Raw genomic sequence first — 21,679 nt, 5'->3', positions numbered from 1 at the left:
CCTGCGGGTCGGCCATGATGCCGGCCGGGTCGCCCTCCTCGACGATGTGGCCGTCGGCCATCACGACGAGGTGGTCGGAGACCTCGCGGGCGAACTGCATCTCGTGGGTGACGACGATCATCGTCATGCCCGCGTCGGCGAGCTCGCGCATCACGGCGAGCACCTCGACGCCCACCTCCGGGTCGAGGGCGCTGGTGGGCTCGTCGAACAGCATCACCCGGGGGGAGAGCGCGAGCGCGCGCACGATGGCGATGCGCTGCTGCTGACCACCCGAGCACTGTGCGGGGTGGTGGTGCGCCTTGTCCTTGAGACCGACGCGCTCGAGCAGGGTCAGCGCCCGCTCTTCGGCCTCGGCCCGGCTGCGCCCGAGGATGCGCTCCTGCGGGAAGGCGACGTTGCGCAGCACGGAGAAGTGCGGGAACAGGTTGAAGGACTGGAACACCATGCCGACCTGGCGGCGCAGCGCGAGAAGCTCCCGCTCGGGGATCCGGCGTCCCGCGGTCACGACCTGGGAGCCGACGGTGACGGTGCCGGCATCCGGGGTCTCGAGCAGGTTGATGCAGCGCAGCAGCGTGCTCTTGCCCGAGCCCGACGGGCCGATGAGGGCGGTCACGCTGCCGGGCTTGACGATGATGGAGATGTCGTCGAGGACGCGGTTCGAGCCGAAGCTCTTCGACAGATGCTCGATCACGACCCCCGCGTGAGCGATCTCGTTCGATTCGGTGATGAGGTTCTGGTTCATGTCGGCTTCTCGCTCGGGAGTGGGGCGCCGGGGTCGCCGGCGCCCCACTCGATGTCAACGCAGGGCGGTCGCGGCCTTGTCGGCCGGCACCACCAGCGAGGCGGACAGGCCATCGGCCTCGACGATCGAGGCGAGCGTGCCGTCGGTGCGGTACTGGTCGATCAGGGCGCTGAAGGCGTTGGACAACGCGGTGTTGTCCTTGTCGATCGGGAAGGCGATGATCGGCATGTTGGTCGTGATGGCGACGCGCGAGTCCGCCTGCGCGGGCTTCACCTCGAAGCCGCTGCCCTTGTAGGCCGCCGCGGCGACCGCGTAGCCGTCGAGCGCCGCCTGGATGCGGCCGGCTTCGAGGTCCTGCTTCATCTCCGCCGTGCCGGGGTAGAGCTTCAGGTTGTCGCCGAGGATCTTGGTGACGTCGTCCTGCCACGAGAAGCCCGTGCCGGTGCCGACCGCGCCGATGGTCTCCAGGCCCGACACCGTGTCGATGCCGGACTTCGAGATGATCGCCATCTGGTCGTAGTACGTCGGGGTGGTGAAGCCGACCTGCGCCGCGCGGGCGGCGGTGACGTACCAGCCGCCGGTGATGATGTCGGTGCGCTTCTGGCTCGTGATCATCGCGATGCCGTTGGCGTAGGTGATCGGCACATAGGCGACCGAGAGGCACTCGGCGGCGGCCAGCTTCTCGATGATCTGGATCTCCTCACCCGACGCGGTCGTGCCGTCGAGCTTCGTGTACGGCGGGTTCTCCGGTACGCCGACGGTCAGGGTGCCGGGAGTGAAGGTGGTGAGACCGGCGTCCTTGGGCGTGCAGTTCGCCGAGGGGGTGTTCGACGAGGCGGTGGTGGCGCATCCGGTGAGCAGGATGGCCGCGGCGACGACCGCGGCGGCCGTGCGCAGGACACGGGCGGAGGGCTGGGGGCGGTTCATGACGTGCTGTTCCTTCGGGGTCGGGTGATGCGGGGTGGGGGTGGTGGGGCTTCCAGGGGGTCAGTGGGCGGTGAGTCCGCCGTCGATGGCGTAGACCGCACCGGTCACGAACGAGGCGTCGTCCGAGAGCAGGTAGTCCACGAGGGGGGAGATCTCCTCCGGGCGCGCGCGACGGCCGAGCGGGGTCGCGTCGCTCGTGCCGCCGGCAGGTTCGTCGTCGTTCATCGCGGTGGCGACGCCGCCGGGGCAGATGACGTTGACGCGCACCTCGGGGGCGAGCTCGATCGCGGTGGCCCGAGTGAGTCCGATGAGCGCGGCCTTCGTGGTCGCGTAGGCGGCGTAGCCCGCCGAGCCGACGAGCGCGGCCGTCGACGACACGTTGACGATCGCGCCGCGGGACTCGCGCAGCAGCGGCGCGAACGCGCGCGTGCCGAGCAGGGGGCCGAGCACGTTGACCCGCTGCTGCAGATCCCAGTCGGCGACGGTGACGTCGGCGAGCGCCGCGTACCGCAGCACGCCCGCGTTGTTGACGAGACCGACGACGGATGCCGCGGCCCCCAGCTCGTCTGCGAGCTGCTGCCAGGACGTCTCGCTGGTGACATCCAGATGGCGGTACTCGGCGTCGAGGCCGTCGGCGCGCAGCTCGGCGGCGGCCGCCTCGCCGGCCTCATCGAGCACGTCGGCGAGGATGACCCGCACCCCGCGCCGCGCAAGGCGGGCCGCGTGGGCGGCGCCCTGGCCGCGCGCGGCGCCGGTGATCACGACCGTCCCGGCGGAGCTCATCGGATCACGTCTCCACCCGAGAGCACCACGGTCTCGCCGGTCATGAACGCGACCGATGCCGGGTCGACGAGGATGCGCACCCACGCGGAGATCTCCTCCGGGCGGGCGACGCGACCCAGCGGGATCGACGCGGCCGCGGCATCCATTCGTCCGGTTGCGGCGTTGCCGGGGGTGGCCACCCAGCCGGGGGCGATGCCGTTGACCCGAATGCCGGCGCCGGCGAGCTCGAGGGCGAGCGACTTGGTGAGCATCGTGACGGCCGCCTTCGAGGCCCCGTACAGCAGCTGGCCGCGGGAGACCTCGTAGGCATCGACCGAGGCGAAGTTCACGATCGCCGAGCCGTCACCGAGGTAGGGCCGAGCGGCGGCGATCACGTTGAGCACACCGAGCACGTTGATGTCGAAGATGCGACGGTAGGTCGCCTCATCGTAGGTGTCGAGGGTCGTGGGCGGGTAGATGCCGGCGATGTTCGCGATCGCGTCGATGCGGGAGCCGGGGGCGAGGGCTGCGGCGAGCGCCGCCTCGAGGGCGTCGCGGTCGCGCACATCGGCGACGAGTGGCACGAGCGCATCGGCGGGTCCGGTTGCAGGCGCGGTGATGTCGACAGCGAGCACGTGCCATCCGTCGGCGAGGAACGCCTCCACGGTGGTCAGCCCCATCCCGCTCGAGGAGCCGGTGATGAGGATGGTGCGGGGCGAGGCGGACATCGGCGGGGGACCTTTCGTCGGGGGTGTGAAGACAGTGCACCAGCAGACGAAAGACAGGGCAAGCCTGACTATCTTTTGATAGATATAGGCAGAGCCTTGAGAAGGAGATCCCATGGGACTGCCCACCGTGCGCCAGCTGGAGTACTTCGTGACCGCCGCGCGCCTCGGCACGTTCGCGGCCGCGGCCGCCGCGCATCACGTCGCACAGCCGAGCCTGTCTGAGCAGATCACCGTGCTCGAAAAGTCGCTTGACCTGGCACTCTTCACCCGAACCTCACGTCGCCTGCTGCTCACCGACGCCGGCAAACAACTGCTGCCTCTCGCCGAACGCGCGGTCGCGAACGTGACCGAGGTCGCCGACATGAGCCGCCGGGTGAAATCGGTCGACCAGGGCACCGTGTCCTTCGGCACCTTCAACAGCGCACATCTCTATCTGCTGACCGACCTCATCAGGGAGTTCCGCACCCGGTTCCCCGGCGTGCGCATCCGGGTGACCGGTCTCAATTCCGCCGAGGTCGCCGACGCCGTTCGCGACGGCCACCTCGAAGCGGGGCTCGTGCAGCTGCCGATCGACGACCGCGAGCTGACCGTCACCCCGAGCGTCTTCGTCGACCAGGCCGTGTACGTCACCGTCGACCCCGACAACGCCCGCGGGCCGATCGACATCACGACGCTCGCCCAGCGCCGCCTCATCCTCTCTGAAGCACGGTGGTCGAACGACGATCCGCTGCGCGTCTCTCTGCTCGAGCGGGCGCAGAGCGCTGGCGTGACGGTCGAGCCGATCGTCGAGGTCGAGTTCCAGACGCACGCGCTCGAGCTCGCCGCCCAGGGCGTCGGCGACTCGCTGGTGTCGTTCCACGTCGGCCGATCGATGATCGCTCGGCGCGGGATGTTCTGGGCGCCACTCGACCCGCCCGTGGTCGAGCACTACGCGTTCGTGACGCGCCGGTCGGGGGCGATCTCCCCCGCGACCCGGGAGTTCATGCGGCTCGCGCAGCGCATCCTCGCCCGCGTCGAGCAGACGGCGCCATCGGTCGACTCACCCGCCTGAGCGGTGCCCCGGCACGGTCATGCCGCCCGAGACGCGGCCGCCTCGCGCGCGGCGACGAGCGCGTCAGGCGACAGGCGCGCCCGCTGCGGCGGCCTCGTCCTCGGCGGTCGCGACAAGCTGCCCGCAGGCGCCGTCGATCTCCTTGCCGCGGGTGTCGCGCAGGGTCGTCGGCACCCCGGCGTCGTTGAGGCGGCGCACGAACTCGTCCTGCACGTCGCGCTCCGACGAGGTCCACACCGAACCGGGGGTGGGATTCAGCGGGATCGGGTTGACGTGCACCCAGCCGCGCCCGCGCTGGTTGAGCTTCTCCGCCAGCAGGTCGGCCCGCCACGCGTGGTCGTTCATGTCCTTGATGAGGGCGTACTCGATCGACACCCGCCGACCGGTCTTCTCGTAGTAGGCGTAGGCGGCGTCGAGCGCCTCGTCGACCTTCCACCGCGAGTTCACCGGGATGAGCTCGTCGCGCAAGTGGTCGTCGGGCGCGTGCAGCGACAGCGCGAACGTGACCGGGATGTTCTCGTCGGCGAGCTTGCGGATCGCGGGGACGAGACCCACCGTCGAGACGGTGATGCCGCGGGCGCTCATACCGAGACCGTGGTCCTTGTCGACCATCACCCGCACCGCCTGCATGAGGCGCGCGTAGTTGGCGAGGGGCTCCCCCATGCCCATGAACACGATGTTCGTCACGCGCTCATCGGGGTGGGCGGCCGTGCCGAAGCCGCCGTCGCGGATGAGCCGGTTCGCCCGCACGACCTGTTCGATGATCTCGGCGGCCGACATGTTGCGGGTGAGGCCCGCCTGCCCGGTCGCGCAGAACGGGCAGTTCATGCCGCATCCGGCCTGACTCGACACGCACAGGGTGATGCGGCCCGGATACCGCATCAGCACCGACTCGACGAGAGCACCGTCGTGCAGCTTCCACAGGAACTTGATCGTGTCGCCGCGGTCGGTCTCGAGGCGTCGCACCTCGGTCAGCAGGGGCGGGAGGAGTCCGGCGACGAGCTCGTCGCGGCCGGTCGCCGGCAGGTCGGTCATCGCCGCGGCATCCGAGGTGTAATGCCCGAAGTAGTGCTTCTCGAGCTGCTTCGCCCGGAACCCCGGAAGACCCAGCTCCACCGCCTTCGCGACGCGCTCGGCCGGGGTGAGGTCGGCGAGGTGCACCGGCGGCTTGCCCCGCTTGGGGCTGGCGAACTGCAGCAGGGGGCGACCGGTGGCATCCTTCTTCTGCTGCCAGCCCTCGGTGCGCGGCCGCACCTGGCGCACGCCCGACGTCGCGGCGGGCTCGTCTGCGGCTGCGGGGGTCATGGTTCCAGGGTAGGGCGTCGGGCGGATGCCGCGGCCATTACGCTGTGCGGGTGGTTCCCGCCGACAGCCTCGTGGCGTTCGTCATCGCGGCGGCCGTCATCATCGTGGTGCCGGGCCCCGGGGTGCTGTTCATCATCGGACGCTCGCTCGCGCTCGGTCGCCTCGGCGGCCTCGTGAGCGTGCTCGGCGGCGCGCTCGGCCAGGTTCCTCTCGTCTTCCTCGTCTCGTTCGGCGTGGGAACGATCGTGGCCTCGTCGCCGCCGCTGTTCCTCGCGGTGCGCATCGCGGGCTCCGCCTACCTCGTCTACCTCGGCGTGCAGGCGATCCGTCATCGGCGGCGGCAGGCGTCGACGGATGCCGCGACCCTCCCGCCCGCGTCGCGGTGGCGGCAGCTCGGCGAGGGCTTCGTCGTCGGCGTCACGAACCCCAAGACCATCGCCTTCTTCGTCGCCGTACTGCCGCAGTTCGTCGCGCCGGCGGCGGGATCGGTGCAGCTGCAGCTGCTCGAGCTCGGTCTCGTGTTCGTCGCGATGGCGGTGCTCTCGGACGCCGTCTGGGCGCTGGTGGCCGCCGGAGCGCGCGCCTGGTTCGGACGCTCGCCCCGCCGCATCCAGACGTTGACGGCGACCGGCGGCGCCATCATCATCGTGCTCGGCGTCGCCCTGCTGTTCGTCGGAGGTCACTGACCGCGCCCGTAGGCTGGGAGCACGACCCCCTGGAGCCCCACCGTGACCGCATCGCGCCTCGTCTTCCTCGACATCGACGGGACCATCCTCGATCACGACCAGCGGTTCTCGCCGCGCGTGGCGGAGGCCGTGCACACGGCCCGCGGAAACGGCCACGTCGTGCTCATCTGCTCGGGCCGTTCGCCGGTCGAGATCTCGCACCGCATCCACGCGATCGGCTTCGACGGGGTCATCTCCGCCGGCGGCGGGTTCACCGAGTTCCAGGGTGAGCTGGTGGCCTCCCACACCCTCCCCGAGGACGCCGTGCAGCAGCTCATCGAGTTCTACTCGCGGCACGAGGTCGAGTTCACGCTGCAGGCGTTCGAGAACGTGTACCCGAGCGCGGGGCTGTTCGACCGCATGCGCCCGATCCTGCACGCGCGGGCGGGCGGCGACACCGAGGCCGAGCGCGCCGACCTCGCCCGTCTTGCCGACCGCTTCTCCCGCAGCGGCGCCGCACCCCTCACCGGCATCGCGAAGTCGACGTTCTTCGGCGTCGAGGCGACGACCTACGCGACCGTGCGCGACGGGCTCGGTGACCGCTTCCACGTGATCACCGGCACCGTGCCCTATCTCGGCGAGGCAGGCGGTGAGGTCACCTACCCCGGCATCGACAAGGGCGCGAGCATCGTCGAGCTCGCCGAGCGCCTCGGTGTGCCGCTCGAGCGCACGATCGCGATCGGCGACGGGTCGAACGACATCGAGATGCTGGGTGTCGCCGGCGTCGGGATCGCGATGGGCAACGCGGATGCCGCGGTCAAGGCCGCCGCCGATGAGATCACCGCGAGCGTCGACGACGGCGGCGTGTACGCCGCGTTCGCCCGCCACGGGCTCGTCTGAGTCCGCCGGTCAGGCGGCATCCGATCGCCGGCGGCCGCCCCGCGCGGGGGCGACCGTCGGCGGCGATCAGTCGAGGAAGATGTCGGGGAACAGGTCGCTGTCGGGGGTTCCGGGCACCGCAGCGTAGGCCGAGAAGTCGGTGATGCCGGCGTCCTCGAGCACGTCCTCGACGATGAGGGTCTGCCCGGTGTACTCGCGCGACGGCTGCAGCAGCACCTCGTAGGCGGCGTCGGCGTAGATCTCCGGGGTGCGGCTGACCTTCATCATGCGGTCACCGCCGAGCGCGAACTGCACCGCGGCGGTCGCGATCGTCGTGCGGGGCCACAGCGTGTTCGCCGCGATGCCCGACGAGGCGAACTCCGCGGCGAGCCCGAGGGTGACCATCGTCATCCCGTACTTCGCGAGCGTGTACCCGGTGTGCGCGCCGAGCCACTTCGACGAGAGGTTCAGCGGCGGCGACAGCGACAGGATGTGCGGGTTCGGCGCGTCCTTGAGCACGGGAAGCGCGGCCCGCGACAGCAGGAACGTGCCGCGCACGTTCACCCCCTGCATCAGGTCGTACTTCTTGGTCGCGAGGTCGAGCGAGCCCGACAGGTCGATCACGCTCGCATTGTTGACGACGATGTCGATGCCGCCGAACTCACCCTGGGTCTTCAGCACCGCCTCGGTGATGTCGTCCTCGTTGCGCACGTCGCCGACGATCGGCAGGGCGCGTCCGCCCGCCGCCTCGATCGCGGCGGCCGCGGTGTGCACAGTGCCCGCGAGCTTCGGGTGCGGGGTGTCGGTCTTTGCGATCAGCGCGATGTTCGCGCCGTCGCGCGCCGCGCGCAGGGCGATCGCCAGGCCGATGCCGCGGCTTCCGCCGGACATCAGGATGGTCTTGCCGGCAAGGGATGCCTCGGTCATGTCTCTCCTCGTCGAGTGATGGGGCGTCAGCGCCGGGTTGCCGCCGCGGCGAACGCGGCGATGCGCGCCTGCGCCTCGGGGGTGTCGAAGGCGGCGCCGATCGACGCGGCCTCGTCGGCGACGGCATCGGCGAACGGCCGCCGCGTGCCCGCACGCACGAGACGCTTGGCCTGGCCATACGCGCCGGCGGCTCCCGCGATCCACTCGCGAGCCACCTCGACCGCGCGCGCCTGCACGCGGTCGGGCTCGACGACTTCGGCGACGAGCCCCCAGTCGAGGGCTTCCTCGGCGGGCAGCAGCCGCTCCTGCAGCACGAGCTGCAGCGCGCGACGCTCCCCCACGGCGCGGGCGAGCTGCGCCGTGACCGACAGATCGGGGGTGAGGCCCATGCTGGCGTAGCGGCTGCCGATCTTCGAGTTCTGGCCGACGATCGCGTAGTCGCTGGCGAGCAGGATGCCGAGCCCGCCGCCCGCCGTCGTGCCGTGCGCCGCGGCGACCACGGGCACGCTCGACTCGGTGAGTGAGAGGATGCCGCGCGAGATCACGTACGCGAGGTCCTCGAGCGCGCGGGCCGAGCCGATGCCCGACGCCATGGCGAGCACGTCGCCGCCGGCGCAGAACGCCGGACCCGCGGCATCCACCACGATCGCCTTCACATCGGGGCGCGCGGTCGCGTCGGCGGTCGCGTCGGCCCAGGCGTACGCCAGGGCGTCATCGAACGCGTTGAGCCGCTCGGGGCGGTTGAGGGTGAGCCGGGCGAGGCCGTCCTCGACGGAGTAGAGCAGCGGGTCGCTCATCGCGGCGCCATCCGGATCGCCCCGTCGAGACGGATCGTCTCGCCGTTGAGGTAGCCGTTGCGCACGATCTCGGCGACGAGCGACGCGTACTCCGCGGGCTTGCCGAGGCGCTGCGGATAGGGCACTTGCTGACCGAGGGAGTCCTGCGCGGGCTGCGGGAGACCCGCGAGCATCGGCGTCTCCATGATGCCGGGAGCGATCGTCGTCACCCGGATGGCGTAGCGGGCGAGCTCGCGCGAGATCGGCAGGGTCATGGCGTGCACGCCGCCCTTCGACGCCGAGTACGCGGGCTGGCCGATCTGGCCGTCGAACGCCGCGACGCTCGCGGTGTTGACGATCACGCCGCGGTCGCCCGAGGCGGTCGGCTCGCTCACCGCGATCGCGGCCGAGGCCTGCGCGATGACGTTGTAGGTGCCGATGAGGTTCACGCGGACGATGCGCTCGAACGCCGCCAGCGGGCTCGGCGTGCCGTCGCGCTCGAGCACCTTCGCGGGCGGGGCGATGCCCGCGCAGTTGACGACGACCCGCAGCGGACCGGCCGCGACGGCGAGCTGCACGGCGGCCGCGACCGCTTCCGGGTCGGTGACGTCGGCGGGGGCGAACAACCCGCCGAGCTCCGCGGCGCGCTCCGCACCGGGAGACGACGGCAGGTCGACGATGGTGACGGTTGCGCCGAGCTCGGTCAGGCGCTGCGCGGTGGCGAAGCCCAGCCCGCTCGCGCCGCCGGTGACGAGCGCGCTCGCTCCGGTGATGTCCATGTGTTCTCCTTCGAACCGCCCGGGCGAGGGCCCGCGGCATCCGTCGTCAGCCTAGTCGCGGAATCGAGTCTCGACCAGCGTGGGACTCAGTATCACGCTGGATGCCGCGGCAACGACGAGGGCGCGGGCGGCCGAAGCCGCCCGCGCCCCGCGGTGACGTGTGCGCTCAGCGCACGTCGGCGTCGACCCAGTCCATCGACTTGGTGACGGCCTTCTTCCACAGACGCAGCTGACGGTCGCGCTCGTCGGCGTCGAGCTTCGGCTCCCAGCGACGGTCCTCCTGCCAATTGGCACGCAGGTCGTCGAGGTTCGACCAGAAGCCGACCGCGAGACCGGCCGCGTAGGCGGCACCGAGCGCGGTGGTCTCGGCCACGACCGGGCGCACCACCGGCACACCGAGGATGTCGGCCTGGAACTGCATGAGCGTGTTGTTCGCGATCATGCCGCCGTCGACCTTCAGCTCGGTCAGGTCCACACCGGAGTCGGCGTTGACCGCGTCGAGCACCTCGCGGGTCTGGAAGGCCGTGGCCTCCAGCGCCGCGCGGGCGATGTGACCCTTGTTGACATAGCGGGTCAGACCCACCAGCGCACCGCGGGCGTCCGGACGCCAGTACGGCGCGAACAGACCCGAGAACGCCGGCACGAAGTAGACGCCGCCGTTGTCCTCGACCGACTTCGCCAGCTCCTCCACCTCGGGAGCGCTGGAGATGAGGCCCAGGTTGTCGCGCAGCCACTGGATGAGCGACCCGGTGACGGCGATCGATCCCTCGAGCGCGTAGTGCGCGGGCTGGTCGCCGAGCTTGTAGCCGAGGGTCGTGAGCAGGCCGTTCTTCGAGTGGACGATCTCCTCGCCCGTCTGGAAGATGAGGAAGTTGCCCGTGCCGTAGGTGTTCTTGCTCTCACCCGGATCGAACGCCGCCTGGCCGAAGGTCGCGGCCTGCTGGTCGCCGAGGATGCCCGAGACCGGAGTCTCGCGCAGCAGCGACGAGTCCTCGACCGTGCCGTACACCTCGGAGGACGAACGGATCTCCGGCAGCATCGACAGCGGCACGCCGAAGTCCGCGAGGATGTCCTCGCGCCACGACAGCGTCTTCAGGTCCATGAACAGCGTGCGGCTGGCGTTGGTGACGTCGGTCGCGTGCACGCCACCCTCCGGGCCGCCGGTGATGTTCCAGAGCACCCAGGTGTCGGTCGTGCCGAAGAGGAGGTCGCCCGCCTCGGCGCGCTCTCGTGCACCCTCGACGTTGTCGAGGATCCACTTGATCTTCGTGCCCGAGAAGTAGGTCGCCAGCGGCAGGCCGACGATCTCCTTGTAGCGCTCGGTGTCGCCCTTCGCCAGCTCGTCGACGATCGACTGCGTGCGAGTGTCCTGCCACACGATCGCGTTGTAGACGGGCTCACCGGTGTTCTTGTCCCACACGACGGCGGTCTCGCGCTGGTTGGTGATGCCGACGGCGGCGATGTCGTGACGGGTCAGGTCGGCCTTCGCGAGCGCGATTCCGATGACCTCCTGCACGTTCTGCCAGATCTCGACGGGGTTGTGCTCGACCCATCCCGCCCTGGGGAAGATCTGCTCGTGCTCCTTCTGACCGGTGGCGATGATACTGCCGGCCTTGTCGAAGATGATCGCGCGCGAGGAGGTGGTCCCCTGGTCGATCGCGATGACGTAGGTGCTCATGTTGTGGTGACTTCCTTGTCTGTTCGAAGGATGGTGTCGGGTCAGTGGCCGAGGTGCAGGAGCACGGGGGCCGCGACGGCGGCGATGGCACCACCGATGAGCGGTCCGACGACCGGGACCCACGAGTAGGCCCAGTCGCTCGAGCCCTTGCCCTTGATCGGCAGCAGCGCGTGCGCGATGCGGGGGCCGAGGTCACGGGCGGGGTTGATGGCGTAACCGGTCGGGCCGCCGAGCGAGGCGCCGATGCCGACCACGAGGAGGGCGACCGGAACGGCCGTCAGCGGGCCGAGGCCACCGGGGACACCGATCTGGATGTCGCCGTAGTCGGCGAAGGCGAAGATCACGAAGACCAGCACGAAGGTAGCGATGATCTCGGTGACCAGGTTCCAGAAGTACGAGCGGATCGCGGGGCCGGTCGAGAAGACTCCGAGCTTCGCCGCCGGGTCGGGCTCGGCATCGAAGTGGTCGCGGTAGGCGAGCCAGGTGAGCACCGCACCGATGAACGCACCGAGGAACTGGCCGCCGACGGCGGTGCCGAACTCTGCACCGTCGATCTTGCCGGCGATGAGCAGACCGAACGAGACGGCCGGGTTCAGCTGCGCACCGGAGTACGCCGAGACGAGCACACCCGCGAACACCGCGAGGCCCCAGCCCCAGTTGATCATGAGCGTGCCGCCACCGAAGCCCTTGTTCTTCGCCAGGATGACGTTGGCGACGACACCGCAACCGAGCAGGATGAGCATCCCCGTGCCCACCACCTCGGAGAGGAAGTACAACCCCAGGTTGACTGATGACATGTCGACGTTGACCTTTCGTTTTCTCCGGTACGACGCCTCTGCCTCGACGGCGCCGGCCCGGCTCTATGAGTGACCTGAGTGATGTGTCCGCCGGTGTCAGGTCGCACCGGAGCTGGTGTCAGGCGGCGTGGAAGGCGACGCCTGATCGGGTGACGTCGATGCGGTGGGCCTCGGAGAGCGTGCGCACGGTCTCGGCGACCTGCGACTGCACCTCCTCGTCGCTCCAGTGCATCGACTCCTGGATGCTGCGGCCGATCTCTTCGAGCGCGGCGAGGGTGAGACCCCCGACGAACGCGATCGAGGTGCGGCGCAGCAGCAGATCGAGAAGGCTGACCACGTCTTCGGATGCCGCGAGGTGCGCGAGCTCGGAAGCGGTGTAGCCGGGAACCTGACCCAGGTCGGCCTCGCCGACCGGAAGTGCCGCGAGCAGCGGCGCGGCCTTGGTGCCGTAGCGCTCGAGCATGCGGTCGACGAAGGCCGCGTCGTGCCCTGCCGCGTGGTCGATGATCCACGAGCGGCGCTCTCCGTCGGAGCGGGGATAGCCCTTGCCGCCGCCGATCTGCAGGGTGGCGGTGGAGGCGGTGCGCGTGACGCCGAGGATGGTGGTGACATCCGTGCTCACGTGCTCGGACAGCGCACGGAAGGTCGTCCACTTGCCGCCGACGAGGCTGAGCACCGGGGTGCCGCCCAGGGCGCCCTTCTCGATGCGGTAGTCACGGGAGACGAAGCCGGGGGCGAGGTCGTCGTGACGCGGGAGCGGGCGGATGCCGGAGAACGTGTAGACGATCTGCGAGCGGTCGACCGCGATGCCGGGGAAGACGTGACCGACGAGGTCGAAGAAGTAGTCCACCTCGTCGTCGGTGCACACCACGGGCTTGCTCGGGTCTGCGTTGATGTCGGTGGTGCCGACCATCACGCGGTCCTTGAGCGGGTAGATCAGCACGATGCGACCGTCGGAGTGCTCGAAGAAGATCTCGTTGCCCCGGGTGGCCGCGAGCAGCTCGGGGTTGTCGAGCACGATGTGCGAGCCCTTCGTCCCTCCCATGAAGCGGGTCGGGGTGCCGAGGGCGTCGTTGGTGAGGTCGGTCCAGGGGCCGCTCGTGTTGACGATGACCTTGGTGGTGAAGGAGAAGCGCTCGCCCGAGACGGTGTCGCGCAGCACGACCGACGAGCCGTCGGAGGCGGCGGCTTCGAGATAGTTCGCCGCCCGTGCACGGTCGCCGCCGACCTCACGGCCGTCCTGCAACACGTCGTACGCCAGACGCTCGGGGTCGTGCATCGAGGCGTCGTAGTAGGTCGCGGTGTAGGCGACGTCGGGGTTCATGTCGGGGAACTCGCGCAGCGACGACGCGCGGCGGGCGAAGCGGTGACGTGGAACCGTCCCGCCGTCGCGGGAGAAGGTGTCGTAGATCATGAGCCCGACCTTGATCAGCAGGGCGCCGCGCTCGCTGGGCTTGCCGGTGCCGTGCGTGACGAGCAGACGGAAGGGGGCGGAGAGGATGCCCGCGAAGGTGCGGAAGATCGGGATGGTGGTCTGCAGCGGCCGCACGTAGTGGGGAGCGGTCTTCAGCAGGCGGTTGCGCTCGGTGACGGCCTCCTTCACGAGGCGGAACTCGCCGTTCTCGAGGTAGCGCACGCCACCGTGCACCATGTGGCTCGATGCGGACGAGGCACCCGAGACGAAGTCGCCACGCTCGACGAGCGCGACATCCACGCCCTGCAGGGCCAGATCGCGGAACGTGGCGAGACCGTTGATCCCGCCACCGATGATGAGCACGTCTGCCGTCGGGCGCTCGCGAAGGGCGGCGACGGACGAACGTAGGGGGGTCGGCTCTGACACGCTCACGGTGAAACTCCTCATTGACAGACACCCTCAGAGTGGACCCGTTCGCACGTTCGTGCAACCAAAGTGCAAGAATGTGCATCCCGGGGAATCGACTGCACATTCGTGCGAAGAGGATGGTCGCAATGTCAGAGGATGCGAACGCCACGCGCTCGCGCGACGCCCTGCGGGCCGCACAGCTCTATTACCTGCAGGACCGCAACATGGACGCGATCGCGAACGAGATGAAGATCTCGCGCTCCTCCATCTCGCGCCTGCTCGCGTACGCGCGCGAGAGCGGACTCGTCGAGATCACCGTGCACTCCCCACAGGAGGCGGCGAGCCACCTGACCCAGCGGCTCGGCGAGCGCTATGGCGTCACCGTGCACGTCGTGCCCACCCGGCCACGGGTGACCGAGGCCGAGCGGCTCGAACGCACCGCGATGTCGGCGGCGCGGATCCTCGCGATGATGGCCGACTCGAACATGGTCATCGGCGCCGCCTGGGGCGCCACCCTCTCAGCCATCGCCCGCAACCTGCCGCGCAAGGCGCTGCACAACAGCCACGTCGTGCAGATGAACGGGGCGGCGAACGTCGAGACATCCGGCATCGGCTACGCCGGGGAGATCCTGGACCGCTTCGGGCGCGCGTTCGATGCGCGGGTGCACTACTTCCCCGTTCCCGCCCTCTTCGACGACCCCATGACCAAGCAGGCGATGTGGCGGGAGCGCTCGGTGCGCTCCGTGCTCGACGTGCAGGCGCGGGTCGGGCTGTTCGTGTTCGGCCTCGGCTCCCCCAAGGCCGACGTCCCCTCCCACGTCTACGCCGGCGGCTACTTCACCGCCGACGACATGCACACCCTCGCGCGCTACGACGTGGTGGGCGACTGCGCGACGGTGTTCTACCGCGGCGACGGCACCCCCGACGGCATCCCTCTGAACGGTCGCTCGAGCGGCCCCGACTTCGAAGCCGTCAAGCGCATCCCGCATCGCCTGTGCGTCGTGTCGAGCGAGTCGAAGCTCGATGCACTGCGCGGCGCACTGCGCGCCGGGATCATCACCGATCTCGTCGTGGAGGAGACCGTCGCGCGGCGGCTCTCGGCGACCGTCGACGCCCCCTGACGGCTCAGAGGGTCAGCACGAACCGCCACGATCCGGTGACGAGGGCGATGCCGACGGATGCCGCGGCCACCGCGAGCCCCAGCAGCACCAGCACCGCGTCGCCCGCCGTCAGCCGCGACGTGCGCGCCCACGTGCGGGTGACGGGCGCGTCGAAGCCGCGCGCCTCCATCGCCGTCGCGAGATCGGAACCCCGCCGGATCGCCAGCACGAACACCGCGAACGCCTGACCGAGGAAGCGGCGCACCCGCCCGTTGTCGGCGATCCCTCGCGCGCGACGTGCACGGGCGAGCTCGTTCCAGTCGTCGATGAGCAGGCCCACGAGCCGCATGCCCGCGAGCGCGCCGATGACGAACCGGGCCGGAAGCTTCGCGAGCTGGGCGAGTGCGTCGGCGAGATCGGTGGGGTCGGTGGTCGCGAACAGCACGACACTCGGCACCGCGATCGCGAGCACGCGCAGTGCGATGGCGGCCGCCAGCAGCAGCGACCCGTCGGAGACGTGCACGAGTCCCCACTGCAGGTAGGTCTCGCCGCCGGCGCGACCGTACAGCACCGTGGCGGCCGCGGCGATCAGGGCCGACACCACGATCGGCCACAGCCGCAGCCACAGGCCGCGCGCCGACAGCCGGGCGAACGGCAGCAGCACGAGCACGGCGGCGAGCGCCACCGCGGCCGACACCGGATCGATCGACAGCAGCAGCGGCACCCCGACGACGGTCGCGGCGACGAGCTTCGCGAGGGCGTTGCGACGGCCGAGCACCCCGGTGCGCTCGTCGAGGGTGGCGAGGCTCATCCGACACCTCCGGGGGCGGATGCCGCGGCCCCGAGCGCCACCACATCGTCGGCGAGCTGCGCGACGAGGGCCTCGTCGTGGGTGACGGTGACGATCGCGGTGCCCGCGGCACGCAGGTCGCCGAGCAGCCGCACGAGCTGCTCCCAGGTGCGGGCGTCCTGCCCGAAGGTCGGCTCGTCGAGGACGAGCACGCGGGGGCGGGTCGCGAGGGCGGCGGCGACCGTGAGCCGCCGCTTCTCGCCGCCGGAGAGGGTGAACGGGTTCACGGCGGCGAGACGCGACATCCCCATCTCCTCCAGCAGCGGGTCCACGCGGGCGGCGACCTCTGCCGGGGGCAGCCGCAGGGCGCGCGGGCCGATCTCGAGCTCACCGCGCACGGTGCGGGCGGCGAGCTGGTGGTCGGGGCTCTGGAAGACGGTGCCGATACGGGTGAGCAGCTCCCGCGAGCGCCAACGCAGCGGATCGGGGCCGATCGTCGCCCGGCCCGCGGCGCGCAGCTCGTCGGAGGCCACCACGGCACCGGCCGCGGGGGCGAGCAGCCCCGCGACGGTCAGCGCCAGCGTCGACTTGCCGACGCCGTTCGGGCCCGTCACGGCCAGCACGCGTCCGGCCCGGGCGGCGAGCGCGATGCCCGACGCCGCCACGACCGCCTCGCGCGCCCCGAACGGACGCCGACCCACGGCGAGGCCGTGCGTCGACAGCAGCGCGGGGGACGCGGCATCCGCCGCCGCGGTCAGCGCCGGATGGGGATGCCGCCCGGGAACCCACACCCCGGCCTCGGCGAGCACGTCGCCATGGGTGCGGAACACCGTGTCGGGCGCGCCGTCGGCGAGCACGCCACCGCCGGCCGCCAGCACGACGACCCGGTCGACGTGCGCCGCCCACACGTCGACGCGATGCTCGACGACGACCAGGGTCGCCCCCGTCGCGGCGACCGCGGCGATCACCGCGTCGCGCACCTCGACGACGCCGGCGGGATCGAGGTTCGCGGTCGGCTCATCGAGGAGCAGCAACCCCGGGCGCATCGCGAGCGCCCCCGCCAGCGCGAGACGCTGCTTCTGGCCACCCGAGAGAGCGGATGTCGCGTGCTCGAGCCCCACGCGCAGCCCGACCGCGTCGAGCGCGTCGCCGACGCGCGGCCAGATCTCGTCGGCAGCGACCCCCAGGTTCTCGCAGCCGAACGCGACGTCGTCGCCCACCCGGGCGAGCACGACCTGACTGTCGGGGTCCTGCAGCACGAGACCGGCGACGCCGCGGGCGCGTGATGCCGGCCGGTCGCCGACGGTCAGTTCGCCGCGCTCCTCGCCGTCCTCGTCGCCGCCGAGGACACCCGCGAGGCCGCGCAGCAGCGTGCTCTTGCCGGCGCCGCTCGCGCCCAGCAGCAGCACCCGTTCGCCGGGGGCGATGTCGAGGTCGAGCCCGTCGACGGCGAACCGTCCGCGTCCGGCGTGGCGCCAGCCCCACCCCCGGGCGCGGACGGCCGCAGCGCTCACGCGTCGGAGGCGGTGCCGCGCACCTCGCGTCCGGCGGCGAACCGGTCGAGGGCACCGGTCGCGGCGAGGCCGCGCACGATCAGCCACGACACGAGTCCGGCGAGCACGATGCCCGAGATCACCGCCGAGACGGCGTAGATCGTGCGGGGGCCCAGGTCGTAGGCGGCGACCGACGAGAACGTCGTGTCCATGAACGCGACCGCGACTCCCGCGAGCGCGCCGGAGAAGAGGGCGACCGGCAGGTTCCAGCGGCGGTAGCGCACGATCGCGAACGCGAGCTCCGCTCCGATGCCCTGCACGATGCCCCAGATCAGGACGGTGTAGCCCCACTGGGTGCCGACCGCCATCGAGACGACGGCGGCGACGACCTCGGCATAGAGCGCGGCGCCGGGCTTGCGGATCACGAGACCGCCCAGCACGCCGGCGAACAGCCAGCCGCCGGCGAGAAGTCCCTCGAGACCCGGCAGGAACGCCAGTGCGGTGCTCAGCGGGGTCCACGCCTGTCCCCAGGCCCAGAAGACGACGCCCGCCGCGACGCCGATGACGCTGGCCACGACGATGTCGACGACCCGCCAACGCAGACGCACACCGGTGGTGGATGCAATGGTGGAATGCACGAAATACTCCCTTCCTGCGCTGGCATGACCCAGATCAGGTTCGACGGTCGAAGCGCGATCCGCTTCCTCTCAGCCCGGCACACCGGACTCCCGTGGTTGACATCGCGAGTATAGCCACGCGGACGCGCTATTTTCGTGGGATGACCTCGACTCCGCCGCCCGGTTCTCGGCGCGCTCGACGCCAGCAGGGCTCCACCGGCGAGATCGAGGTCGCGACCGCCGAGACCGGCGACATCCCGATCCTTCTCGACGGGCCGCTCGCCCCCGAGGCCACCGCGCTGCCCACCGTCCCGCGCGACGGGCTCGCCGTTCCCAGCATCGTGCCGGTCATCGTCGAGGAACCGCACATCGAGGCGCTCACCTGGGTCTCGCCGGCGCAGGTGGCTGCACGTACCCGCGGGCGAGAGCTCACCATCGGCTCCGCGCCGGTCACCGAGGCGCCCGTGGGTGACGTCGATCTCATCGCGGCACCCCGCCGACGCCGCCGCCGGCCGAAGGTCGCCGTCATCGCGCCGATCGTGACGGCCGTGGCCGCCGTGGCGGCGTATGTGATCGCCGCGCTCGTCTGGCCCCTCAGCGCGATCCCCCCGACCGTCACTCCGGCGACGCTCACGGGAGCGGCGGCCCCGGCCGCGGCGGTCCCGTGGCCCGCGGTCGGCGCCGGAGCGGTGGGCGTGCAGGGCATCGGCTCCGGGCTCGCGTCGACCTCGACCCCGCAGGAGATCGCGAGCATCTCGAAGGTCGTCACCTCGCTCATGATCCTGGAGAAGAGCCCGGTCTCCAGCTCCGACCAGGGCCCCTCCTACACGTTCACGTCAGCCGACCGCCGCACGTATCAGTCGTACCTCGCGAGCGGCGAGTCGGCGCTCGCGGTGCCGGTGGGGAGCTCCCTCACCCAGTACCAGCTCCTGCAGGGCATCCTCATCGGGTCGGCCGGCAACTACGTCGCCAAGCTCGCCTCGCAGTACTGGCCGTCGAACGACGCGTTCGCGACCGCCGCCACGGCGTTCCTCACCGCGCACAGCATCTCCGGCATCACGCTGAAGGAGCCCACCGGCATCAACCCGGCGAACACGGCGACCCCGAGCGCGCTGATCCAGCTCGGCGAGCTGGCGATGGCCAACCCGACCATCGCGGACATCGTGCGCCAGACGTCGGTCACGCTGCCGGGCGCCGGCGTGGTCGAGAACACGAACGACCTCCTCGCCGACGCCGGGGTGGTGGGTATCAAGACCGGCTCGTTGAGCGCGTACAGCCTGCTGGTCGCGAAGGACGTCACGATCGACGGGGTGACGGTGCGCCTGTACGCCGCGGCCCTCGAGCAGACTTCCCACGCGAATCGGGATGCCGCGGCCCGCGCCCTGCTCACAGAGCTCCAGGCCGACGTGGTCGCCTCCCCCGCGCTGACGTCCGGCACGACCGTCGCAACGGTCACCACCGTGTGGGGCGCCACGACCTCGCTCGTCACGTCCGGCGATCTGTCGGTGCTCGGCTGGAACGGCTCGATCCCGTCGGTCGCGGCGCAGTTCGACCTCGGTGCGGCGCGCGATGCCGGTGACACCGTGGGAACGGTGACGGCGAACGGACCGCTGAACACCTCGACGGCGAAAGTCACGCTCAGCGCGCCCCTCGTCGACCCGTCGCCCTGGTGGCGACTCACGCACCCCCTGCAGCTGCTCGGCGCCCGCTGAGCCGGCCCGCCGTCAGACGAACTCGACGCGCTGCTGCAGGCGCGAGCGCACGTCGAACACCTCGGTGCCGCCGATCGGACGGGCACCGGTCGCCCCACGGCGCAGCACCGTCGCGAGCGCGCTGCGGGTCGTGACCACCACGAGCAGTCCGCGCACCTTGCCGAGCTCGGTGATCGCCTGCGCGACCTGATCGTCGGGGACGACCACGATCGCGCCGGTGAAGCGCACCCCCGCCTGCCGCGCGACCGTGCGGATGCGGCCTATCAGCTCGGTGATGGGAGCACCCGCGATGTGCGCCCCGACGATCTCCCCGCGCCGCAGCCCGATCGGGTCGCCGAAGTCCTCGGAGAGCAGCCCGTACAGCCCGCTCGGACCCAGCACGATGTGGTCGAGCTTCGCGTCGGGGTCGACGCCGCGCTTGTCGGCGGCCACGTCGTGCCACACGGTGTAGCCCATGCCGAGGTCGGCGACGATACGTGCGGTGGCCTCCTCGGCGAGCGCGTCGGCCAGCAGGTGCCGGATGTCGCGGGGCGCCGCCCGCACGAGGTCGGCGGCGTAGGGGTCGGCGATCTCCGCCCCGCGCCCGACCCACTCCCGGATGAGCGTGAGGTACCGCTCCCGTCGCCACCCGCCCGGCTGGCCGAACGCTCGGGCGCGGGGACGCGTGTCGGGGCGCGTCTGCGTGGAACGCGAGGCGGTGGCATCCGTCTCATCGTCGGAGGAGAACGAGCGGCCGCGGTCGAAGACGGCGCGCGCCTCGGGGGTGCCGATCAGCTCCCAGGCGCGCTGCACCCGGATGAACACGGCGGCGTCGCCGCCCGTGTCGGGATGGGTCTCGCGCATCCGGGCGCGGTAGGCGCGCCGCAGCTCGTCGTCGGTGGCGGATGCCGCGACGCCGAGCACCTCGTAGGGGGATGCCCCCAGGGGGCCGGCGAAGGGATCGGTCATCGGCGCTCCGTCCGGCGGGCGTAGGCGGCCGCCGCGCGGGACGACAGGGCGAGCAGGACGAGGATGTCGAGGGCGAGCGTCGTGAGCGAGCCGTCGAGGGTCAGCTGCTGTCCCTGGGCCCACCACGACACGAACGCGGACACGATGGAGATCGTCGAGACGATGAGCACGAGCACCCGCGCCCAGTTGCGCCCGAGATAGATGAACAGGGCGAGCACGAGGTCGACGACGACGAAGAAGCCGCCGCTGACGAGAGCGACCGTCAGAAGCACGCCGCTCTCGGCGGCGAGGCTGCCCGCATCCGACGCGCCTTCGAGGGTGGCGAGCACCTCGGGCCAGTCGAGCACGAGCGACACGAGCACCACGATGCCGCCGATGGCGCGCAGCAGCACGAGCAGGGCGCCGGCGACCGTCGCGCCGGGCCGCGGCATCCCGGGGTCGTACGGCGTCGGTTGCGCGAGGCGGGCGGGGGCCTCGAAGGCGGCGCGCTTGTGGGGCGTCTCGCTCATGCCGCCACCCGCGTGACGTCGATGATCGGCAGGTTCCCGTCGGTGCGGATGGTGTCGCCGCCGCCGTTGCGTGAGTGGTAGCCCGTCGAGAAGTCGGCGAGCACATCGACGCGGATCTCGGGATGCGCCCGGGTGAGGGTGGCGACGATGTGATCGCGTTCGATGTCGGTGTCGGCGTCGATCCGGTGGGTGATCTGCAGCGTGAACAGCGAGAGCCCGACGGAGGTGTCGAAGGTGCCCGCGGCGAGCCAGTCGACCCGCGCACCGCCGGGCAGCAGCCAGCCGTCGGGGCAGCGCCAGAACCGCACGTGGTGGCGCTGGGCGGGGTTGCCGTCGACCTCCTGCTGGTAGGCGAAGTCCTGCTGGCGACCGAAGAGGAACAGGGGACTGACCGGCGCCTCACCGTAGCTGCGTCGCGTGAGGGTCGACGCGACGATGCGCCACGAGGAGCGAAGCGTCACCGGGTCGGCCTTCGTCCATCCGGCCGCGGTCAGCGCTCGTTCGATCGCGTCGCCGTCCCCGCGCAGCGCGAGGTTGACCGGGTCTCCGAGCAGGCCGTCGCTCGTGCGGGTGCGTCCGATGAAGTAGTCGGGCACGTAGATCGTGGTGAGAATGCGATGCAGCCGCGGCAGCACGAGGTAGGCCAGCAGCGCCCAGAACACGATGCCGCCG

General features: G+C 71.1%; 22 protein-coding genes and 1 riboswitch. Of the genes, 5 read left to right on the top strand and 17 right to left on the bottom strand.

Features of this window, described 5'->3' with window-relative positions; all coding sequences use genetic code 11:
* The 4 genes from ABT08_RS06420 to ABT08_RS06405 form a co-directional block, all read right to left on the bottom strand.
* Positions 1-742, bottom strand: a 742-nt coding sequence (locus tag ABT08_RS06420; protein WP_288114292.1) for an amino acid ABC transporter ATP-binding protein, incomplete at its 3' end; no start/stop codon positions are given.
* A 54-nt stretch (positions 743-796) separates the two neighbouring features.
* On the bottom strand, positions 797-1,669 hold the full coding sequence (locus ABT08_RS06415; protein WP_048809438.1) for a substrate-binding periplasmic protein: 873 nt from the start codon (positions 1,667-1,669) through the stop codon (positions 797-799).
* 60 nt (positions 1,670-1,729) lie between these two features.
* Entirely contained in the window at positions 1,730-2,452 is a 723-nt protein-coding gene (locus tag ABT08_RS06410) for an SDR family NAD(P)-dependent oxidoreductase (protein ID WP_056209774.1), read from the bottom strand.
* On the bottom strand, positions 2,449-3,159 hold the full coding sequence (locus ABT08_RS06405; RefSeq protein WP_045247451.1) for an SDR family NAD(P)-dependent oxidoreductase: 711 nt from the start codon (positions 3,157-3,159) through the stop codon (positions 2,449-2,451). The genes ABT08_RS06410 and ABT08_RS06405 overlap by 4 nt, the downstream gene beginning before the upstream one ends.
* Before the next feature lie 112 nt (positions 3,160-3,271).
* Between ABT08_RS06405 and ABT08_RS06400 the strand changes: the two genes are divergently transcribed.
* Positions 3,272-4,210: a LysR family transcriptional regulator gene (locus ABT08_RS06400; protein ID WP_288114290.1), complete on the top strand. Its 939-nt coding sequence runs from the start codon at positions 3,272-3,274 to the stop codon at positions 4,208-4,210.
* A 63-nt stretch (positions 4,211-4,273) separates the two neighbouring features.
* Here the strand turns inward: ABT08_RS06400 and rlmN are convergent, their stop codons facing one another.
* Positions 4,274-5,515: a dual-specificity RNA methyltransferase RlmN gene (gene rlmN / locus ABT08_RS06395; RefSeq protein WP_056519763.1), complete on the bottom strand. Its 1,242-nt coding sequence runs from the start codon at positions 5,513-5,515 to the stop codon at positions 4,274-4,276.
* A gap of 50 nt (positions 5,516-5,565) precedes the next feature.
* Between rlmN and ABT08_RS06390 the strand changes: the two genes are divergently transcribed.
* Both ABT08_RS06390 and ABT08_RS06385 read left to right on the top strand, forming a co-directional pair.
* Entirely contained in the window at positions 5,566-6,201 is a 636-nt protein-coding gene (locus tag ABT08_RS06390) for a LysE family translocator (RefSeq protein ID WP_056209773.1), read from the top strand.
* A gap of 42 nt (positions 6,202-6,243) precedes the next feature.
* The gene (locus tag ABT08_RS06385) at positions 6,244-7,080 is read left to right on the top strand and encodes a Cof-type HAD-IIB family hydrolase (protein ID WP_288114288.1); all 837 of its coding nucleotides are present in this window, start codon (positions 6,244-6,246) and stop codon (positions 7,078-7,080) included.
* 66 nt (positions 7,081-7,146) lie between these two features.
* Here ABT08_RS06385 and ABT08_RS06380 read toward each other — a convergent pair whose 3' ends face one another.
* The 6 genes from ABT08_RS06380 to ABT08_RS06355 all read right to left on the bottom strand — a co-directional run bounded on the left by ABT08_RS06380 (position 7,147) and on the right by ABT08_RS06355 (position 13,856).
* Entirely contained in the window at positions 7,147-7,986 is an 840-nt protein-coding gene (locus ABT08_RS06380) for an SDR family oxidoreductase (protein ID WP_045247456.1), read from the bottom strand.
* A gap of 26 nt (positions 7,987-8,012) precedes the next feature.
* Complete coding sequence (locus ABT08_RS06375) at positions 8,013-8,783, bottom strand: enoyl-CoA hydratase/isomerase family protein (protein WP_288114285.1); 771 nt, start codon at positions 8,781-8,783, stop codon at positions 8,013-8,015.
* On the bottom strand, positions 8,780-9,541 hold the full coding sequence (locus ABT08_RS06370) for an SDR family NAD(P)-dependent oxidoreductase (protein ID WP_056209760.1): 762 nt from the start codon (positions 9,539-9,541) through the stop codon (positions 8,780-8,782). Before ABT08_RS06370 ends, ABT08_RS06375 begins: the two co-directional genes overlap by 4 nt.
* A 166-nt stretch (positions 9,542-9,707) precedes the next feature.
* Positions 9,708-11,219, bottom strand: a complete 1,512-nt coding sequence (glpK, locus tag ABT08_RS06365; protein WP_056209758.1) for a glycerol kinase GlpK — start codon at positions 11,217-11,219, stop codon at positions 9,708-9,710.
* A 41-nt stretch (positions 11,220-11,260) separates the two neighbouring features.
* Positions 11,261-12,016: an MIP/aquaporin family protein gene (locus tag ABT08_RS06360; protein WP_056209756.1), complete on the bottom strand. Its 756-nt coding sequence runs from the start codon at positions 12,014-12,016 to the stop codon at positions 11,261-11,263.
* A 118-nt stretch (positions 12,017-12,134) separates the two neighbouring features.
* Positions 12,135-13,856 carry a glycerol-3-phosphate dehydrogenase/oxidase gene (locus ABT08_RS06355; protein ID WP_502685873.1) on the bottom strand — a complete coding sequence of 574 codons (1,722 nt, stop codon included), beginning with the start codon at positions 13,854-13,856 and terminating at the stop codon, positions 12,135-12,137.
* Positions 13,857-13,984: 128 nt separating this feature from the next.
* On the opposite strand from ABT08_RS06355, the gene ABT08_RS06350 reads away from it, so the two are divergent.
* The gene (locus ABT08_RS06350) at positions 13,985-14,959 is read left to right on the top strand and encodes a sugar-binding transcriptional regulator (protein WP_048809066.1); all 975 of its coding nucleotides are present in this window, start codon (positions 13,985-13,987) and stop codon (positions 14,957-14,959) included.
* A 4-nt stretch (positions 14,960-14,963) separates the two neighbouring features.
* Here ABT08_RS06350 and ABT08_RS06345 read toward each other — a convergent pair whose 3' ends face one another.
* The 3 genes from ABT08_RS06345 to ABT08_RS06335 all read right to left on the bottom strand — a co-directional run bounded on the left by ABT08_RS06345 (position 14,964) and on the right by ABT08_RS06335 (position 17,859).
* Positions 14,964-15,749 (bottom strand): energy-coupling factor transporter transmembrane component T family protein, encoded by a 786-nt coding sequence (locus ABT08_RS06345; RefSeq protein ID WP_288114282.1) that lies wholly within the window; start codon positions 15,747-15,749, stop codon positions 14,964-14,966.
* Complete coding sequence (locus tag ABT08_RS06340; RefSeq protein ID WP_288114281.1) at positions 15,746-17,242, bottom strand: ABC transporter ATP-binding protein; 1,497 nt, start codon at positions 17,240-17,242, stop codon at positions 15,746-15,748. Before ABT08_RS06340 ends, ABT08_RS06345 begins: the two co-directional genes overlap by 4 nt.
* Complete coding sequence (locus tag ABT08_RS06335) at positions 17,239-17,859, bottom strand: ECF transporter S component (RefSeq protein WP_056209746.1); 621 nt, start codon at positions 17,857-17,859, stop codon at positions 17,239-17,241. The genes ABT08_RS06340 and ABT08_RS06335 overlap by 4 nt, the downstream gene beginning before the upstream one ends.
* Positions 17,854-17,963, bottom strand: a riboswitch (TPP riboswitch). Its footprint overlaps the gene before it by 6 nt.
* A gap of 36 nt (positions 17,964-17,999) precedes the next feature.
* Here ABT08_RS06335 and ABT08_RS06330 point away from each other — a divergent pair.
* Positions 18,000-19,550, top strand: a complete 1,551-nt coding sequence (locus tag ABT08_RS06330; protein WP_056519775.1) for a hypothetical protein — start codon at positions 18,000-18,002, stop codon at positions 19,548-19,550.
* Positions 19,551-19,562: 12 nt separating this feature from the next.
* On the opposite strand, the gene ABT08_RS06325 is transcribed toward ABT08_RS06330, so the two are convergent.
* The 3 genes from ABT08_RS06325 to ABT08_RS06315 form a co-directional block, all read right to left on the bottom strand.
* Positions 19,563-20,498 carry a J domain-containing protein gene (locus ABT08_RS06325; RefSeq protein WP_056209734.1) on the bottom strand — a complete coding sequence of 312 codons (936 nt, stop codon included), beginning with the start codon at positions 20,496-20,498 and terminating at the stop codon, positions 19,563-19,565.
* Complete coding sequence (locus tag ABT08_RS06320) at positions 20,495-21,007, bottom strand: hypothetical protein (protein WP_056209731.1); 513 nt, start codon at positions 21,005-21,007, stop codon at positions 20,495-20,497. The genes ABT08_RS06325 and ABT08_RS06320 overlap by 4 nt, the downstream gene beginning before the upstream one ends.
* Positions 21,004-21,679, bottom strand: a 676-nt coding sequence (locus tag ABT08_RS06315; protein WP_288114280.1) for an LssY C-terminal domain-containing protein, incomplete at its 5' end; no start/stop codon positions are given. The genes ABT08_RS06320 and ABT08_RS06315, both read right to left, overlap by 4 nt.

Origin of the sequence: Microbacterium sp. SCN 71-21, from assembly GCF_001725695.1 — a bacterium.
In the GTDB taxonomy this organism is placed as follows: Bacteria; Actinomycetota; Actinomycetes; order Actinomycetales; family Microbacteriaceae; genus Microbacterium; species Microbacterium ginsengisoli.
Note: the sequence above shows the minus strand (reverse complement) of the source record. Positions and strands in the feature narration are given on the sequence as shown.

Coding starts and splice junctions, on each gene's coding strand:
- ABT08_RS06330 (WP_056519775.1), top strand. CDS start 18,000: ATGACCTCGACTCCGCCGCCCGGTTCTCGGCGCGCTCGACGCCAGCAG.
- ABT08_RS06370 (WP_056209760.1), bottom strand. CDS start 9,541: ATGGACATCACCGGAGCGAGCGCGCTCGTCACCGGCGGCGCGAGCGGG.
- ABT08_RS06410 (WP_056209774.1), bottom strand. CDS start 2,452: ATGAGCTCCGCCGGGACGGTCGTGATCACCGGCGCCGCGCGCGGCCAG.
- ABT08_RS06400 (WP_288114290.1), top strand. CDS start 3,272: ATGGGACTGCCCACCGTGCGCCAGCTGGAGTACTTCGTGACCGCCGCG.
- ABT08_RS06345 (WP_288114282.1), bottom strand. CDS start 15,749: ATGAGCCTCGCCACCCTCGACGAGCGCACCGGGGTGCTCGGCCGTCGC.
- ABT08_RS06320 (WP_056209731.1), bottom strand. CDS start 21,007: ATGAGCGAGACGCCCCACAAGCGCGCCGCCTTCGAGGCCCCCGCCCGC.
- ABT08_RS06360 (WP_056209756.1), bottom strand. CDS start 12,016: ATGTCATCAGTCAACCTGGGGTTGTACTTCCTCTCCGAGGTGGTGGGC.
- rlmN (WP_056519763.1), bottom strand. CDS start 5,515: ATGACCCCCGCAGCCGCAGACGAGCCCGCCGCGACGTCGGGCGTGCGC.
- glpK (WP_056209758.1), bottom strand. CDS start 11,219: ATGAGCACCTACGTCATCGCGATCGACCAGGGGACCACCTCCTCGCGC.
- ABT08_RS06375 (WP_288114285.1), bottom strand. CDS start 8,783: ATGAGCGACCCGCTGCTCTACTCCGTCGAGGACGGCCTCGCCCGGCTC.
- ABT08_RS06350 (WP_048809066.1), top strand. CDS start 13,985: ATGTCAGAGGATGCGAACGCCACGCGCTCGCGCGACGCCCTGCGGGCC.
- ABT08_RS06380 (WP_045247456.1), bottom strand. CDS start 7,986: ATGACCGAGGCATCCCTTGCCGGCAAGACCATCCTGATGTCCGGCGGA.
- ABT08_RS06325 (WP_056209734.1), bottom strand. CDS start 20,498: ATGACCGATCCCTTCGCCGGCCCCCTGGGGGCATCCCCCTACGAGGTG.
- ABT08_RS06405 (WP_045247451.1), bottom strand. CDS start 3,159: ATGTCCGCCTCGCCCCGCACCATCCTCATCACCGGCTCCTCGAGCGGG.
- ABT08_RS06415 (WP_048809438.1), bottom strand. CDS start 1,669: ATGAACCGCCCCCAGCCCTCCGCCCGTGTCCTGCGCACGGCCGCCGCG.